Origin of the sequence: Kribbella sp. NPDC004875, from assembly GCF_042873375.1 — a bacterium.
In the GTDB taxonomy this organism is placed as follows: Bacteria; Actinomycetota; Actinomycetes; order Propionibacteriales; family Kribbellaceae; genus Kribbella.
Map to the genome: position 1 here is coordinate 1,029,231 of NZ_JBIALI010000003.1, position 16,111 is coordinate 1,045,341.

A 16,111-nucleotide genomic window follows, 5' to 3' on the forward strand; every position below is an offset into this window, starting at 1 on the left:
TCTCGATCGGCACGGGGCGGGGAGGCAGCCGGGTACCGGAGGGCGGATCGCATCGATCCGCCCTCCGGGTTTTCCTTGCCGCGACCCGCGGCGCCCGAGACCATGACGGGCATGACAGTCCGCTCAGCGTTGGTCGTCGGCGGCACCAGTGGCATCGGCGCGGCCGCGGTACGGCGGCTCGCCGCGGACGGACTGCACGTCGTCGCGGCCGGGCTCGAAGCGGGCCCCTCCGAGGTCGAGCTCGATCTACGGGCCGACGGCGCACTCGAGGAGCTGATCGGGTCGCTGAGGAGTCTCGACGTCCTGGTGAACGCGGCCGGCGTCATCCGGCGCGGGGACGAGCACCGGCCGGAGGTCTTCCGGGAGGTCGTGGAGATCAACCTGACCGGGGCGATGCGCGCGGCCGAGGCGGCGTACGGGCTGCTCGCCGCGAGTCGCGGCTGTGTCGTCAACGTGGCGTCGATGCTGAGCTACTTCGGCGGGCCGCTGGTTCCCGCGTACAGCGCCTCCAAGGGCGGGATCGTCCAGCTGACCAGGTCGCTGGCGGTCGCCTGGGCCGCGGACGGCATCCGGGTGAACGCGGTCGCGCCCGGCTGGATCGCCACCGACCTGACCGCCGCACTGCAGTCCGACGCGGTCGCCTCGGACCGGATCCTCTCCCGTACGCCGATGGCTCGGTGGGGTACCCCCGACGAGGTCGCGGGCGTGATCGCGTTCCTCGCCGGACCGGATGCGGGCTTCGTCACCGGCGCCGTCGTCCCCGTCGACGGCGGCTACCTGAGCATGTGAGGAGAACCAGATGATCCCGGTCGCTACCGGTGTCCCCGCGGAGATCGCCGTCCAGGCGGTCCCCGACGACGACCGGCTCTGGGTGCCGCAGGCCCCGGACGTATGGTTCCGGCCGCTGATGCTGAACACGATCACCGGTCAGTGGTGCAACCTGCTCAAGGTCACCCGGGCCGGCGTCGTCTCCCGGCACCGGCACCCGAGCGCCGTGTTCGGTTACGTGATCAAGGGCAAGTGGCAGTACGACGAACACGACTGGGTCGCGGACACCGGGTCCTTCGTGTACGAGCCGCCAGGCGAGATCCACACGCTGCGCGTCCCCGAGGACTGCACGGAGATGATCACGTTCTTCAACATCTCGGGCGCGATGATCTACGTCGACGAGGCCGGGAACCAGACCGGCTACGAGGACACCTTCACCAAGATCCAGCTGTGCCGGGACCACTACGGCGCGAACGGTTTGGGCGCGGGCTACGTCGACCAGTTCATCCGCTGAACCACCTCGACTACCTTCAGCAACGCCGGCGACGACGGGTGGTCCCGACGCGTGAACAGGGCGACCTGACGCGCCACCCCGGCGTCGTGGATGGGTACCAGGCGCACACCGGTCAGGTTGGCCGTGGTAACTGCCAACTGGTTGGTGACGCCAACACCGAGCCCGTGCCGCACCAAGGACAGCAGGGTCTGCGGCTGGTTGGTGCGGAACGCGAACTCCGGCGTGAGTCCCTTCGACGCGAAGGCCAGGTGCGACTCGAACTGCCGCGGGTCGTCACTCTCGCCGATCGAGATCAGCGGGAGCTCGCTGAGTTGCCCGAGGGTGACGGACTCGGCGGCGGCCAGCGGGTGGCGCTCGGGGAACACGGCGGTCAGCGGTTCCGTCCAGAGGACTTCGTGGATCAACGACTCGTCGGCGACGAGCGGATGCACCGGCCGGATCGCGAGATCGATGTCGCCGCGGACGAGCGCGGCCTCCAGGTCGATGCTCGGGCCTTCGACGAGTAGCAGCCGGATGCCGTCCGGGAGCCGCCGTACGACCTGGGGGAAGAGCCAGGCCGCGGCGCTCGGGTAGGCACCGAAGCGCACCTCTCCCCCGGCAGCCAGGGTCTGCACGCCGCGCAGAATCTCCTCGGCCCGCGGCAGCAGCGCGCGGCCCTCGGGCGTCAGGCGTGGCGGGTGCGAGCCGCGGTCGAAGAGCTGTACGGCGAGGGCACGCTCGAGATCCGCCACATGCTCGCTGATCCGCGATTGCCCCCGGTGCACCGCCTTCCCTGCCGCCGAGAACCCGCCGTACCGGGTGACGGCGACGAAGCTGACGAGCCAGTCCATCCGGAAGCCGTACGCCGCGCTGAGGTCCATGGTCGTCACGGTAGCCGGGAAGACACCAGCCGCACCGGGCGTTGGTGATGATGTGCTCGAGGTAGCGGTGATCGGTGCGGGACAGGCGGGACTGTCGGCCGCGTACCATCTCGTGCGGCTGGGATTCACGCCGTACGACGAGGTGGTCGTGCTGGACCGGAACCAGCGGCCCGGTGGCGCGTGGCAGCACCGGTGGGACTCGTTGACGATGCACGACGTGCACGGGATCGCGAACCTGCCGGGTGTTCCGGTGCCGCCGAGCGCGGGTGCGGAGCAGGCGAACGAGTTCGTACCGGAGTACTTCGCGGACTACGAGAAGACCTTCGATCTCCCGGTACTGCGGCCGATGGCAGTCGAGAGCGTGCGGCCCGCGGACGAAGGTTTCGTGGTCGAGACGTCCAACGGGACCTACGAGACCGCTGCACTGGTGAATGCGACCGGGACGTGGGACCGGCCGTTCATTCCGTGGTACCCCGGCATCGAGACGTTCCAGGGCAGGCAGTTGCACACCGCCGACTACCGCGGGGCCGCCGAGCTGGCCGGGCAACTCGTGCTCGTGGTCGGTGGCGGGGCCTCTGCCGTCCAACTGCTCGCCGAGATCTCCGAGGTCGCCACCACGACCTGGGTGACGCGCCGACCACCGGAGTGGCGCACGAACGACGACTTCTCCCCCGAGTACGGGCGCCAGGTCGTGGCCCGGGTCGAGGAACGGGTCCGGGCCGGCCTCCCGCCCCGGAGCGTGGTCAGCGTGACCGGCCTGCACATCCGCCAGCAGGAGCAGGCCGCCTGGGACCGTGGCGTGTACACGCGGCTGCCGATGTTCGCCCGCATCACGCCTGACGGTGTCGAGTGGCCCGACGGCCGCCGCGAGTCCGTCGACACGATCGTCTGGGCGACCGGCTTCCGCGCCGACCTGGCCCATCTCGCGCCGCTGCACCTCCGCGAGCCGTCCGGTGGCATCCGGATGAACGGCACAGCCACGGTCGCCGACCCACGCATCCACCTCGTCGGCTACGGGCCGTCCGCCAGCACCATCGGCGCCAACCGGGCCGGCTTCAGCGCCGCCCGAGACCTCCGCGACCTCCTCAAGCCCGTGGCCGCCTGACCATCAGCGCAGGATCAGGGTCAGGAGATCGGTGCCCAGGGTCGTCAGCGCGGTGTTGTCCAAGCGGTAGGCGACGAAACGCCCTTGGCGTTCGGCCGTGACGAGGCCGGCCCGGGTCAGGGCCCGCAGGTGACGGGTCACCTGGGTCGGGTGCAGGCCCCACAGCGCGGCGATCTCACCGGCGGTACGGGCTTCGCTGGCGACGGCCCGGCAGACCTGGAGCCGATCGGGAGAGGCGAGCGCATCGAGGCGAGCGCGGATCTGCTGAGCCGTCGGTACGACGGCCGCGCGCCCGTCGGCCGGGTAGATCACCGTCACCGGCTCACCTGGGATCTCGCCGAGGAACAGGTGCGGCGCGATGTAGTTGCTCGGCACAAGCAACAGCGACCGCGTACTGACGTCGATCCGCTTGCTCTGCACCTTCTGTACGACGACGCTGTCGCCGTCCCGCACCACGATCGAGCCGTCGAGCGAACACAGCATCGCCCCGGCACCGTCCCGGATCGCCAGGTCGCGATCGTGCCGGCCGCGGGCCGCCAGCGTGTCCCGCGACGACTCCCAGACGTCACGGAACCACTCTTGCCAGCAGGCGTCCAGCAGGTCGACAAACCGCCGTACCGGCTCTGCGGGATCGGTCAGCAGCGCTTCGACCAGCGCGGCGACGGACCGGCCGCGACTGCGCGCCCAGTGGAGTACGGCGTCCGAGTCGACGTGCCGGCTGCTCAATGGGCGCCCGCGCAACGGCCGGACCAGTTCGGCCGCCACCTCCTCCGGTGGACGCGAGCGGAGCGCGGCCAGCTCGTCGGACCAGGACGGCAGGCCGGTAGCGGACGTGGTGGCGAAGAACCGCGCCCGGACCGCACGTACGGTCCACGCCCACTGCGTCAGCTCAGCGCGTAGGTCCGCGGACAGTGGTGCCGACGCTGCCCACTCGACCCGCTCATGGTGCGAGGGCTCGGCCAGCACGTGCAGGGCACAGCCGAGCTCGATCAGCGGCGACGCCACATGCCGGATCCGCTCTCCGTCGAGCCGACCGACCCCAGCGAGGACAGTCGGCACGCCGTCAGTCCTTCAGCTTGAACTGCAGGTCTGTGTCCCAGTCGTTCATGTCCGGGACCTCACGCGGGTTGGAGCGGTAGATCTCCAGCCGCGCGGTCCACCGGTCGCCGTTGGCGTCCCACTCCAGGCCCTGCTCCTCGCCCCACGCCAGCAGGTCGCCCGTAGCGCCCCGCAGCCCGTCGGGGTGGCCGTGGTACCTGACCTGTGCGTACCGACCGGCCGGGAGTACGCCGGTGACGATCTCGCCTTCACCCGAGTGCAGGTCGTCCACCGGGAACCCGATCTCGAGCACCAGGCCGGCGTCCATGTCGACCACGTCGTACTTGAAGAACGGTGCGTCGTTCGGAGCGATCTCCTTGGCCGCCAGCCAGTCGATCACCTCGCGCAACCGGTCCGCGAACGCCGCGATCCCGTCCATCGCGACCTTGCCGCGCAGGGCGACGTACGGGCGTTCTCCGACTTCTACGATCTCCGGCATCGATCCTCCCAACTCGGTCCTGGGCACAACTTAGCGCGATCCACGCCGGACTACTGGCGCGGGCGGGCTGCTCGGCATGTAATGAGTTCGGGGGGTGACCGCCGTGTTCAAGGTCAAGGTTGTGGTGGCTGCACTCGCGGTTCTGCTGGCCGGGCCCTCGGCCCCTGCGTTCGCCGAGCCGACGACGCCGATCACGTACAACGCCGGCACCACCGCGACCCGATTCGCCGGCCTGGCGTTCGACACCTGTACGGCGCCCACGCTCGCCCAGATGACCGCCTGGCGCACCTCGCCGTACAAGGCGATCGGTATCTACATCGGCGGGGTCAACCGCACCTGTGCGCAGCCGCAGCTCACCGCGTCCTGGGTGACGTCGGTGACCGCGATGGGCTGGCGGCTGGTGCCCATCTATCTGGGCCTCCAGGCTCCTTGCGGCACCAGGAAGTACAAGATGTCGACAGCCGCGTCGAACCGCGACGCGGTCCGCAACGCGGATGACGCGGTCGCGCAGGCGAAGGCACTGGGCATTCTGCCGGGCAGTGCGATCTACAACGACATGGAGAACTACGACAAGACCAACGCGGTCTGCCGCAACGCCGTACTGCACTACCTGTCCGCGTGGACGAAGCAGCTGCACGTCCAGCGTTACCTTTCCGGCGTCTACGCCAACCTGGCCTCCGGTGCACCCGACCTGGCCGCGGTGTACAACTCCACCTTGTACGCGCGGCCCGACGCGCTGTGGATCGCCCGCTGGGACGGCAACAGTGCGCTGACCGGCTGGGCCGGTATCCCCGACACCTTCTGGGCGGTCGGGCAGCGCGGCAAGCAGTACCGCGGCGACCACACCGAGACGTACGGCGGCGTGACCCTCAACATCGACAACGACCGCTTCGACGCGCCGGTCGCCAGCGTCGTCTACCACTACAGCGTCCGTACGACGGTCCACTCGTACAGCGGCCCGTCGACGGCGTACCCGGTCCGCTCCACGATCGCGGCGAACGCAGGGGTCCGCGTCGTGTGTCAGACCTTCGGCCAGAAGATCGGCACCACCACCGTCTGGAACAAGCTCATCGACGGTACCTACATCACCGACTACTACACGCGCACTCCGAGCAAGCCCGGGTACAGCGCACCGATCCCCGGCTGCAGCTTCCCGTTCCAGACCACCGTCAACGGTCTGTCGCGCCGGCACGGCCCGGGTACGGCGTACGCGACGTACCCGGGCGCGCTGCCCGGCGGGGCGCTGGCGTGGATCACCTGCCAGCAGGCCGGTTCGCGAGTCGGTACTACGGCAGTCTGGGACCGCCTCACTGACGGGAGCTGGGTCACCGACTACTACGTCGCCACTGCGAGCAACACGACGTACACGGCACCGATCCGGCGCTGCTGACGGCTGCTGGGCTTTTTACTGGGCTTCTTACTGGGCTTTCTACTGGGCTTTCTACTGGGCCCAGGGCGGCTGGACCGCCGTACCGTCGGCCAGGTAGCCGGTGAATCCTGCGGTGATGGCGACGTACAGCTCCGCCTTGTCCTCGCCGAGGTTGGTCAGCGAGATCGGCTCCCCCGCCGGTACGACGACTGCGTCGCCCGGACCGAGCTTGTCGCCGTCCGGAGCGAGCTGGACGGTACCGCTGATCACCATGAACACCTCGTCGCGGTCGAGCGTGTGCGGCGCGTCGCCGCCGTGCCCGGCCTCGACCGTGAGCCGCCAGGTGCACAGCCCTGCCGACCCGCGGCTCGGCGCGGCGAGCCCGGCGAACTCGACTCCCGGCAGCTGGAAGCGCGGCGCGTCGGCCGCATGCGTCACGTGCATCGTTCCCCCATCCATATAGTCAAGCTGACTTGACCAAGCCAGCTTGACTATCATGACCCGTATGACACACACGGGCAAGCCTGATCTGGGGATCCTGTTACTGCTGGCGGACCAGGAGTTCGTCCGCGAACTCCGTGGACACGTGGCCGGCCTCGGGTACGAGGACCAAGGCCGGTCGGACGGTTTCGTCTTCCGGACGCTGGCCGCCGGCCCGACCACGATCAGTGGCCTGGCCGAGCGGCTCGAGATCACCAAGCAGGGCGCCGGCCAGATCGTCGACGACATGGAGCGCCGCGGGTACGTCGAGCGCCGCCCGGATCCCGCCGACGCGCGGGCGCGCCTCCTGCACCTCACCGACCGGGGCCGGGCCGCCCTGTCAGCGGCCCGGAAGTTCCACCAGTCCTACGAACGCCGGCTCCGCAAGCGCCTCGGCGACGCGGCGATCGACACCCTGCGCGAGGTGCTGACCGAGATGGCCGGCGAGGCCCAGATCAGCAGCCCGCACTTCCGGGCGTTGATGTTCTAGGGCGTGTCTCCCAATCCCGCGCAGTAGGCGGGGGATTGGGAGGCACGCCCTAGCTGAAGTACTGCGGGAACAGGTCGTTCGTCGGCCACGACTTCACGCCGTTGGCCGCGGTCCACAGCGCGGCGTCGATGTCGCCGTACGACTTGCCGCTGGGGTCGTCGCGCCGGTTGAACACGGCGGCCCAGCTCATCCCGTTGTACGTGCGGACGAGGATCGAGTACGTGCCCGGCATGCTGCCGGTGTGCCACGTGTTCCGCCCGGTGCCGCCGCTGACCGGGCGGATCTGCCAGCCGAGACCGTAGTACCAGCCGTCGGCGTTCACGCCGATCGACGGCTTCGCCCAGACCCGGCCGAGGGACGTGCTGTTCAGGACGCTCGACGGCGCGTCGAACATCTTCGCCCAGCGGACCAGGTCCGGCGCGCTCGCGATCCAGCCACCGTTCGCGTCCTGGATCCGCATGCTGAACGACCCGTACGGCGCCGGCACCGTCTTCCCGGACATGTCCAGCACGGTCGGTCCGGAGTACTGCGACTCGTACGACGTCTCACCGCTGTGCTTCGCGATCGAGTACCCGAGCGCCATCCGCTTGATCTTCAGCGGCGCGAGCAGCTTCTGCTGCACGTACTGCTCGTAGCTCAGTCCGCTGACCTTCTCGATCACCCGTCCGGCGAGCGTGTAGCCGAAGTTCGAGTACGCGTACTTCGTGCCCGGGTCGAAGTCGAGCTTCTGGCCGGCGACGTACTTGATCACGTCGGCGGTGTGCAGCTCCATCGGTACGCCGAGCGTCCGGGAGATCGTGGCGTCCTTCCACTCCGGGTCGCCGGACACGTCCCGATCCCAGCCGCCCAGGTGCTGCAGCACCTTCCACAGCGTGATCTGCGACCAGCGCGGGTCGCGCGTCAGCCCGGTCGCCGGCGTGATGTCGATGATGTTCGCGACCGGCGTCGACAGGCTCAGCTTCCCGTCCTGCGCGAGCTTCACGATCGCCGCCGCGGTGAGCGACTTCGACAGGCTCGCGATCCGGAACAGCGAGGTCGGCTGCACGGTCAGCGCGGTCGACGTACTGTAGCCGCGGGCAAGCACCAGCCGCCCCTTGTACGTCACCGCAACCTGCCCCGCGGTGATCCCCCGCGCCTGCATGAACGCCTTCATCTGATTGTCGAACCCGGCCAGCGCCGAGACCGCGGTCCCGGTCGTCTTCCAGGTCGCGGCCGCATCGGCGGGCCGCCCGATCAGGTACCCGGCCCCAGTACCTACCGCAGCGGTAGCACCAGTAGCAACAGCCAACTTCCCGAAACTCCGCCGCGACAACTCCACGAACGCCTTCTCCTTCAACTTCAACACAGGGGCAGCAGCTAACCCGGAAAGTCTTTCACCCAAGAGGTCTACTCCGCCGCACAGAACCAACCCGTCTCAGCTCAACCGACTCACAGCGCACGGTCGGGCGCGATCGGGCGCGATCGGGCGTGGTCGGGTTCGCGGGTGGGCGCGGTCGGGTTCGCGGGTGGGCGCGGTCGGGTTCGCGGGTGGGCGCGGTCGGGTTCGCGGGTGGGCGCGGTCGGGTTCGCGGGTGGGCATGGTCGGGTTCGCGGGTGGGCGCGGTCGGGCGCAGGCGGGTTCGCGGGTGGGCGCGGTCGGGCGCAGGCGGGTTCGCGGGTGGGCGCGGTCGGGCGCAGGCGGGTTCGCGGGTGGGCGTGGTCTGGCGTGGTCGGGTTCGCGGGTGGGCGGCGACCGTGTGTTGGTATCTCTCGTCCAACCCGAGCCAATGGACTCAGATGGTTGCGAAGCACGGTGGCCCGGTGTCGGACTCCGTGCCGCTGCGCTCACCCCAAACAGCGAACCGAGCCGCGGCACTGAGGGTCGCTCCGTCAGCCTTCCAACGGCCGTCCCGCGGAGCGGCCAGATCTGCGTCGCCCCAAGGACCGCCTGTCGACCCGAGAGACTCGAACGGCGTGGTGCACTTGCCGACCGGCGAATCGCAGCCGGCGGCCAGCACACCAGCAGCACGGGCTGCACCAGCAGCACGGGCAGCACGGGCAGCACGGGCAGCACGGGCAGCACGGGCAGCACGGGCAGCACCGGCAGGATCTGCATCTCCAGGTTGGGTGGGACCCGCGCCAGGAGGTCGGGCGACGCACACACCAGCAGGGCGAGTGGGGTCTGGGCCTGCAGGTTGGGCAGGGACTGCGGGTGATCGGGTCGCCCAGGTCGGGCGGGCTACGTGGGCTTGGCCGTTGGTGATGGTGATGGTCCAGCGGCCGGCGTGGAGGTCGACGTGGTGGCGGCGGCAGAGCAGGGCGAGGTTGGTGAGGGCGGTGCCGCCGCCGTCGAGCCAGGAGATCAGGTGGTGGGCATCGCACATCACCGGCGGTGCAGCACACACTACGCAGCCGCGGTCGCGGGTGTTCAGCGCGTGCCGCATCGCCTTGGTGACCAGGCGTTCGCGGCGACCGACGTCCAGGGGCTCGGAGTTCGAACCCAGGACCATCGGGATGACGTTCGCATCGCAGGCCAAGCGACGGATGACCGCGGCGGACAGGGCATCGCCGTACACCGTCTGACCGGTGGCATGAGCCGTGGCGGTCGCGCCGGTGGCCGTGGCGGTGGGGGTGGCTGTGGGGGTACCGGTGGCGGTGGCTGTGGGGGTGGCTGTGGCGGTGGCTGTGGCTGTGGCGGTGGCTGTGCGGGTGGCGGTGGCGGTGGCGGTGGCGGACTTGAGGTCGTCGAGGTCGATGGTGACGTGATGTTCGCCTTGGCGCCGTGCCCGGGCACCTGTCCGGAGGCCGCCGTGTTGGTGTCCCAGGCGTTGGCGGCGATCGTGAGCGCCGTGGTGAGGGCGTCGGCCTGGCGTTTGTCGCGCGAGCGAGGGTCGTATTCGCCGTCGACGGTCTTGTGAGGGCGGGCACCGGCATGGACGACGGCACGCAGGAGTTCCGCATTCTCGTTGGCCAGGTAGCCCCTGAAGTTCACGCCGTTCTCGGCCGCGGCCAGAGTCAGCGACTCGCGGGCATACGCCTTCTGCTCTGCAGGCTCCGGACCATCCGCGTCGAGCAGGTCGCAGAGCTGCTTCGCTGCGGACCGCACCTCCTTCGGCGCAAGATGAGCGGCCAGCGACACCAGCTGAGCCTCGGCGACGTCCAGGTCCTCCACCCGCACCCGCGAACGGACCCGCTCGAGCTCGAACACGATTGCCGCCGCCTGCGCGGTCTGCAGCGGCTGCACCAGACCGTCGGACTCGATCCCCGCGGTGAGCGCGGCATCGACAGCCGCGTACTTCGGCAGTGCGCGAGCCAGCCGCACGTCCCGCCACGCCTCCGACCGGTCCCGCCGATGCCGGAACGCCAGCAACTCGACCGTGTCCCGCGCACCGAGCTCCTGCGCGTAACCGCTCTCCTCCACCCGCGCGACGACCTGCAACCGAAGTCCCTGCAACCGGATGATCTCCGCGTCCAGCTCATCGAGCGCAGACAGCAGCTCATGGTTGCCCAACGCAACCACCGACCGCCCACCGAGAACATCCATACCGAAAACCCTACCCACCACCACCGACAGTTTCCCGAAGAATCCCTTGTTTTCCAGGCGATCTCGAAGAATCATCCCCGGCGAGGGCGGAACGCGGAACTGATGTGCCGACTGGCGGACCGAACCCGACGGTGCGGTCTTGCCTACGGTAGACACATGCCGCATCACGGTGGTATCCCGCCGCCGGAGGCCACCGAAAGGCTGACGGCGCGATTGGGGTGGTGGCCCTTTTCCGGGCGGTGGCGTGGGGGTGGTGTGTCAGTCGACGACGGTCGCGTAGGAGATCACGCCTCGGCGGATCTGGTCGACGACGGCGCGTGCCGTCCGCCGCAGCTCGCTGTCGCCGGCGGCGTCCGCGATCTGCTCGGTCAGGTCGATCAGCTGCTTCACCCAGCGGACGAAGTCACCCGCGGCCAGGTCCGACTCGTACAGCACCTCGGCCAGGGACGCACCCGACGCCCACCGGAACGCCGGCCAGCAGAAGTTCAGGTCCATCGAGCGCAGGAAGTCCACCCGCATGTCCCGCTCCAGCGCCGACAGGTCTCGCCAGATCGACCCCATCCGCTCCAGCGCCAGCCGTACGTCGCCGCGCGGCAACCGCGGTGACGTCGGCTCGTCCTTCGACCTCGACTCGTAGACCAATGCGGCCAGGCACGCGGCCAGCTCGGGCACGGTGAGGTCGTCGAACACTCCTTGCCGCAGGCACTCGGCCGCGACCAGGTCGAGCTCGGTGTAGATCCGCGCCAGCCGGTCGCCGGCCTCCGTCGTCTTGTCGCCGTCCAGGTAGTGCAGCGCGTCCAGCACCTGGCAGACCCGGTCGAACTGGCGGGCGATCGTGTTCGTCCGCTGCTCGATCTTCCGCTGCACCTCCCGGTTCTCCCGGTCGAGCCGGAAGTACCGCTCCGCCCAGCGGGCGTGGTCCTCACGGTCCGAGCACCCGTGGCACGGGTGTGCGCGCAACTGCGCCCGCATCTCCTGCAGCTCCGGGTCGTCCGCGTGGCTGACGACGTCCCGGCCACGGGTCCGCGACGGCGGTCCGTCCTCACCGAGGAGATCGGTCCGGGTCCGCAGGACCTGTGCCAGTTCGCGGCGCTGCTGCGGGTTGCGCGGGTTGAACTTCCGCGGGATCCGCAGGACCCCGATCGCCTCGACCGGGGTCGGGAAGTCGACCATCGACAGCTTGCGGACCTGCCGGTCCAGCGTCAGGACGGTCGGCCGCGGTCCTTCGCGCTCGGACCGCATCCCCGGGTCGAGCACCAGCGCCCAGCCCGCGCTGCGGCCGGCCGGGATCCGGATGATGTCGCCGGTCTTCAGCTTCTCGATCGACTCCTGCGCCTCGATCCGGCGGTCGAGCTTGCGCCGCTTCGAACCGGACGCCTCCCGCTCACCGATCCGGCGGCGCAGATCGGCGTACTCGAGGAAGTCGCCGAGGTGGCAGTCGATCGACTCCTTGTACCCCTCCAGCGCCTCGGTGTTGCGCTGCACCTGCCGCGCCAGCCCGACCACGGCCTGGTCGGACTGGAACTGCGCGAACGACAGCTCGAGCATGTCGCGCGCCCTGGTCCGCCCGACCTGGCGGACCAGGTTGACGGCCATGTTGTACGACGGGGAGAACGACGACCGCAGCGGATACGTCCGGGTGCTCGCCAGGCCGGCGACCTCCCGCGGGTCGAACCCGGGCTGCCAGAGCACGACCGCATGCCCCTCGACGTCGATCCCGCGCCGCCCGGCGCGCCCGGTGAGCTGGGTGTACTCCCCCGGCGTGATGTCGACGTGCGCCTCGCCGTTCCACTTCGAGAGCTTCTCGAGGACGACCGTACGGGCCGGCATGTTGATGCCCAGGGCAAGCGTCTCGGTGGCGAACACGACCTTGATCAGGCCGCGCGCGAACAGCTCCTCGACGACCTCCTTGAACGCCGCCAGCATGCCCGCGTGATGCGCCGCGATACCGCGGCTGAGCGCCTCGGCGAAGTCGTGGTACCCGAGCACGCCGAGGTCCTCGTCCGGGAGATCCGCCGTCCGCTCGGCGACCACGCGCTTGATCTCGTCGCGTTCCGACGGCTTGGTCAGCCGCAGCCCGGACCGCAGGCACTGCACGACCGCGTCCTCACAGCCCTTGCGGGAGAAGATGAAGTAGATCGCCGGCAGCAGCGCCCCGGCGTCCAGCTCCTCCACCACATCCGAGCGGTACGGCGTGAAGTGGCTCTTCGACGGCCGCCCCTTCGGGAGGTCGCGCCGGCGCCGCGGCTTGCGCGAGTCGTCCCGGAAGATCCGGTTGTCGTCCCGCGCGATCCGGACCAGCTGCGGGTTCACCAGGTCCTTGAGGTCGCCCTTCGCGGCCGCCTTCGCCGGGTTCCCCGACTTGGCCGGTTTCGCGGGAGCGCCGACCCGAGCGGTCGGCGCCTCACCCGCGAACAGATCGTGCAGCCGCTTCCCGACCATCACGTGCTGGAACAGCGGCACCGGCCGCTTCTCCTCCAGGACGACCACGGTGTTACCGCGGACCGTCTCCAGCCAGTCGCCGAACTCCTCGGCGTTGCTGACCGTCGCCGACAGCGAGACCACGCTCACCGAGTCCGGCAGGTGGATCAGCACCTCTTCCCAGACCGCGCCGCGGGACCGGTCGGCCAGGTAGTGCACCTCGTCCATCACGACGTACGACAGGCCGAGCAGGGTGCTCGATCCGGCGTACAGCATGTTCCGGAGGACCTCGGTGGTCATGACCACGATCGGGGCCTCGGAGTTGACCGAGTTATCACCGGTGAGCAGGCCGACCTTGTCCGCGCCGTACCGGCTCACGAGATCGGAGTACTTCTGGTTGCTGAGCGCCTTGATCGGGGTCGTGTAGAAGCACTTCTGGCCGCGCTGCAGGGCCAGATGGACGGCGAACTCGCCGACCAGCGTCTTCCCGGAGCCGGTGGGCGCCGCGACCAGCACCTGGTGACCGTCCTCGAGGGCGGCACAGGCGCGGAGCTGGAACTCGTCCAGCTCGAAGTCGTAGAGCCCCCGGAACTCCTTCACAGCGGGATGCTCCTGGTCCGAGCGGAAGGTCGCATATTTCTCGGACGGGGTGCTCACAAACGTCCTCGCTTCGCTGCGGGCGCCCGTGAGCACAGCTCGCTCTGTTGAATGATGGCCTCGCTCCGCTCGCCCATGGCACCAATCTATGCGACGGCACCTACAGATTTGTCGCGGAGGCGGTTCGCGATGAACGTCGCGGCGTGGTCGAGCGCCTCGTCGGCCTCCGGCATCAGCCCGGCGAAGTACTGGAACACGTGCGGCGCCCCGGCCACCACGTCGAGGCTGACGTCGACCTCCTGCTCCGCGGCGCGGGCCACCAGGCGGAGCGAGTCGTCGAGCAGCACTTCCGCAGTACCGACCTGGACGAGCAGGGGCGGCAGGCCCTCGAGGTCCGCGAGTACCGGGCTGGCCAGCTCGTTCCGCGGATCCGCGCCACCGAGGTACAGCTCGGCGGACTCCGCCATGTTGGGGCGGCTGAACAAGGGATCGAAGGCGCCGCGCGAGTCGATGCTCGGACCGGTCAGCGCGACGTCGGTCCACGGCGAGAACAGCACCACGCCCGCAGGCTGCGGCAGCCCCTCGGCCCGGGCCGCGAGCAGTGTCCCCAGCGCCAGCCCACCACCGGCCGAATCGCCCGCGATCACCACTGTCTGGCCACTCTCGACCAACTCCCGGTACGCCGCCAGCGCGTCATGGATCCCCGCCGGGAACGGATGCTCAGGCGCTAGCCGGTACTCCAGCGAGACCGCCGGAACGCCGCTGCGCCGGGACAGCGGCGCCGCCAGGTTGGCCCCCGTCCGCGCCGAGCCGATCACGTAACCACCGCCGTGCAGATACAGGATCACGCCCGCCTTGTCCGCACCCTCGACCCGCACATCAAGCGCCGGTACGCCGCCCAGCGTCCGCTCGGCCAGCGTCACGTCGTCACCCAGCGGGAGGTCGGCGAACAGTTTGTCGAAGTCGGCGCGCTGCTCCTGCGGCGATCGCCCGACCGCACCCTTCCGCATCATGCCGCGTGCTGCTTCACGTTCTTCAGCGCCCATGGGTCCATCTCCTGATGATAGATTCCGAGGAATATAGTTCTCACCAACTACATTCCGAGGAATCTAATTCCGTGACTGATCTCACAGCATTGTTCACGGATCTGGTCCGCCTGGAAACGCGCCTCTACAACGTTCTCGACGTCCGGCTGAAGGCGGAGCACGAGCTCCCGCTCGGGCAGTTCGAGTTCCTGCGGTTCATCGAGGCGCACGGGACGACCCGGGTCTTCGACATCGCCCGCGAGATGGCCATCACGGTCGGCGCCACCAGCAAGGCCGTGGACCGGCTCGAGTCCGCCGGGCGCGTCCGGCGTACCGCCAACCCCGACGACCGGCGATCCTCGCTGGTCGCCCTCACCGACGAAGGGGAACGAGTGCTGAACGCCGCGAAACCCACCGTCGAGGAGGAACTGCGAACATGGGTCGGCTCGGTGCTGCCCGCGCCGGTTCTCGACCAGCTCGCCACGTCACTGTCGATGCTGCGACAGCGCGCGGAAGCCGATCACCGGACGGACCGCACCGAGCCGAAGGCGAAGCCCTAGCCTCAGCCGATGTGGTAGGGGTCGCCGTAGACCTTCCAGTCCAGCGGGGTGTCCAGGTTGAAGTTGCCGTTGCGGAGGAAGACCCGCTGCGCGGTGTCGACCCGGCTGGTGTCGCTGTGCGCCTCTTCCTGCTTCATCGCCCAGACCCGGGCATCCAAGAACGCGTTCAGCCAGGTCGTCTCGTTGCCGCCCTGCGACGGCGGCTTGGCCTTGCCGAGCGCACGCTTGCGGATCCCGCCGAAGCTGGTGCCGTCGTCGCCGTCACCGTGCATGACGATCGCGTCGTAGTAGCAGAACTGCCCGAGGGTGCGGATCCCGTCGGACTTGCCCTGCTTGACGGCCGGGTTGAAGTACACCCGGTCGCGCTCGTCGTTCTGGCAGCCCTGGAAGACGGTGTCCTTGGCCGCGGTCTTCCAGTCCCTGGTGTAGTTCGGGTCCAGACCCGAGTGCGAGTCGCTGCCGTCGACCTTCCGCAGCGCCGGCAGGTACTTCTCCAGCACGTTGCCCGGCTTGCGGTCCGAGTACAGCTCGACCAGGTCGAGCATGTCACCGGTCCCGGAGCAGAACCCGATGATGCCCGCGGTGTAGCCGCGGCCGTCGTCGATGTCCTCGATGTACTTGTACTGCGCCTTCCAGTCCAGCGAGGAGTTCTCCGCGCTGCAGACGATCTGCATCGCGATCTCCTTCTTCGCGGGATCGTCGAGCCCGGTCGCCTGGACCGTTCCTGACAACTCGGCCGCGTCGGCCTGCGGTGCGTAGCGCGCGACGGCGAGGCCGGTGACCGGGACGGCGGCGAGCGACAGACCGAGCAGCAGCGCGGACCGGCGGGTGGGGCGGTTCTCCATGTGGATCCTCCGAGGGG

General features: G+C 69.5%; 16 protein-coding genes. 6 read left to right on the top strand and 10 right to left on the bottom strand.

Translation table 11 applies throughout. The features are described 5' to 3' along the window. The first annotated feature begins 111 nt into the window (after positions 1–111). Positions 112–789 carry an SDR family NAD(P)-dependent oxidoreductase gene (locus tag ACFYRH_RS22000; protein ID WP_387778070.1) on the top strand — a complete coding sequence of 226 codons (678 nt, stop codon included), beginning with the start codon at positions 112–114 and terminating at the stop codon, positions 787–789. 10 nt (positions 790–799) lie between these two features. Then, positions 800–1,282 (top strand): 2,4'-dihydroxyacetophenone dioxygenase family protein, encoded by a 483-nt coding sequence (locus ACFYRH_RS22005; protein ID WP_387778072.1) that lies wholly within the window; start codon positions 800–802, stop codon positions 1,280–1,282. Here ACFYRH_RS22005 and ACFYRH_RS22010 read toward each other — a convergent pair. Next, the gene (locus ACFYRH_RS22010; RefSeq protein ID WP_387778074.1) at positions 1,258–2,142 is read right to left on the bottom strand and encodes a LysR family transcriptional regulator; all 885 of its coding nucleotides are present in this window, start codon (positions 2,140–2,142) and stop codon (positions 1,258–1,260) included. The two genes, ACFYRH_RS22005 and ACFYRH_RS22010, sit on opposite strands and share 25 nt — an antisense overlap. A 52-nt stretch (positions 2,143–2,194) precedes the next feature. Here ACFYRH_RS22010 and ACFYRH_RS22015 point away from each other — a divergent pair, with 52 nt between their 5' ends. After that, positions 2,195–3,247: an FAD-dependent oxidoreductase gene (locus tag ACFYRH_RS22015; RefSeq protein WP_387778076.1), complete on the top strand. Its 1,053-nt coding sequence runs from the start codon at positions 2,195–2,197 to the stop codon at positions 3,245–3,247. Between the two features lie 3 nt (positions 3,248–3,250). Here ACFYRH_RS22015 and ACFYRH_RS22020 read toward each other — a convergent pair whose 3' ends face one another. Together ACFYRH_RS22020 and ACFYRH_RS22025 are read right to left on the bottom strand one after the other, a co-directional pair. Further along, on the bottom strand, positions 3,251–4,306 hold the full coding sequence (locus ACFYRH_RS22020; RefSeq protein WP_387778079.1) for a DUF5937 family protein: 1,056 nt from the start codon (positions 4,304–4,306) through the stop codon (positions 3,251–3,253). Between the two features lie 4 nt (positions 4,307–4,310). Then, positions 4,311–4,784: a GyrI-like domain-containing protein gene (locus ACFYRH_RS22025; RefSeq protein WP_387778082.1), complete on the bottom strand. Its 474-nt coding sequence runs from the start codon at positions 4,782–4,784 to the stop codon at positions 4,311–4,313. Between the two features lie 94 nt (positions 4,785–4,878). Between ACFYRH_RS22025 and ACFYRH_RS22030 the strand changes: the two genes are divergently transcribed. Further along, positions 4,879–6,174 carry a glycoside hydrolase domain-containing protein gene (locus ACFYRH_RS22030; protein WP_387778085.1) on the top strand — a complete coding sequence of 432 codons (1,296 nt, stop codon included), beginning with the start codon at positions 4,879–4,881 and terminating at the stop codon, positions 6,172–6,174. Between the two features lie 51 nt (positions 6,175–6,225). Here the strand turns inward: ACFYRH_RS22030 and ACFYRH_RS22035 are convergent, their stop codons facing one another. Beyond that, positions 6,226–6,612: a cupin domain-containing protein gene (locus tag ACFYRH_RS22035; protein ID WP_387778088.1), complete on the bottom strand. Its 387-nt coding sequence runs from the start codon at positions 6,610–6,612 to the stop codon at positions 6,226–6,228. Positions 6,613–6,649: 37 nt separating this feature from the next. Between ACFYRH_RS22035 and ACFYRH_RS22040 the strand changes: the two genes are divergently transcribed. After that, positions 6,650–7,123 (top strand): MarR family winged helix-turn-helix transcriptional regulator, encoded by a 474-nt coding sequence (locus ACFYRH_RS22040; RefSeq protein ID WP_387778091.1) that lies wholly within the window; start codon positions 6,650–6,652, stop codon positions 7,121–7,123. Positions 7,124–7,172: 49 nt separating this feature from the next. Here the strand turns inward: ACFYRH_RS22040 and ACFYRH_RS22045 are convergent, their stop codons facing one another. The 5 genes from ACFYRH_RS22045 to ACFYRH_RS22065 all read right to left on the bottom strand — a co-directional run bounded on the left by ACFYRH_RS22045 (position 7,173) and on the right by ACFYRH_RS22065 (position 14,710). After that, positions 7,173–8,468: a serine hydrolase domain-containing protein gene (locus ACFYRH_RS22045; RefSeq protein ID WP_387778094.1), complete on the bottom strand. Its 1,296-nt coding sequence runs from the start codon at positions 8,466–8,468 to the stop codon at positions 7,173–7,175. 427 nt (positions 8,469–8,895) lie between these two features. Further along, complete coding sequence (locus ACFYRH_RS22050; RefSeq protein ID WP_387778097.1) at positions 8,896–9,612, bottom strand: HNH endonuclease signature motif containing protein; 717 nt, start codon at positions 9,610–9,612, stop codon at positions 8,896–8,898. Continuing rightward, positions 9,531–10,646 (bottom strand): DUF222 domain-containing protein, encoded by a 1,116-nt coding sequence (locus ACFYRH_RS22055; protein WP_387778100.1) that lies wholly within the window; start codon positions 10,644–10,646, stop codon positions 9,531–9,533. Before ACFYRH_RS22055 ends, ACFYRH_RS22050 begins: the two co-directional genes overlap by 82 nt. Positions 10,647–10,904: 258 nt before the next feature. Then, positions 10,905–13,724 carry a DEAD/DEAH box helicase gene (locus ACFYRH_RS22060; RefSeq protein WP_387778103.1) on the bottom strand — a complete coding sequence of 940 codons (2,820 nt, stop codon included), beginning with the start codon at positions 13,722–13,724 and terminating at the stop codon, positions 10,905–10,907. An 86-nt stretch (positions 13,725–13,810) separates the two neighbouring features. Beyond that, positions 13,811–14,710: an alpha/beta hydrolase gene (locus ACFYRH_RS22065; RefSeq protein ID WP_387778105.1), complete on the bottom strand. Its 900-nt coding sequence runs from the start codon at positions 14,708–14,710 to the stop codon at positions 13,811–13,813. Between the two features lie 71 nt (positions 14,711–14,781). On the opposite strand from ACFYRH_RS22065, the gene ACFYRH_RS22070 reads away from it, so the two are divergent. Continuing rightward, the gene (locus ACFYRH_RS22070; RefSeq protein ID WP_387778108.1) at positions 14,782–15,249 is read left to right on the top strand and encodes a MarR family winged helix-turn-helix transcriptional regulator; all 468 of its coding nucleotides are present in this window, start codon (positions 14,782–14,784) and stop codon (positions 15,247–15,249) included. Positions 15,250–15,251: 2 nt separating this feature from the next. On the opposite strand, the gene ACFYRH_RS22075 is transcribed toward ACFYRH_RS22070, so the two are convergent. Beyond that, positions 15,252–16,094, bottom strand: coding sequence for a chitosanase (locus tag ACFYRH_RS22075; RefSeq protein ID WP_387778111.1), 843 nt, complete (start codon positions 16,092–16,094; stop codon positions 15,252–15,254). Positions 16,095–16,111 lie beyond the last annotated feature (17 nt).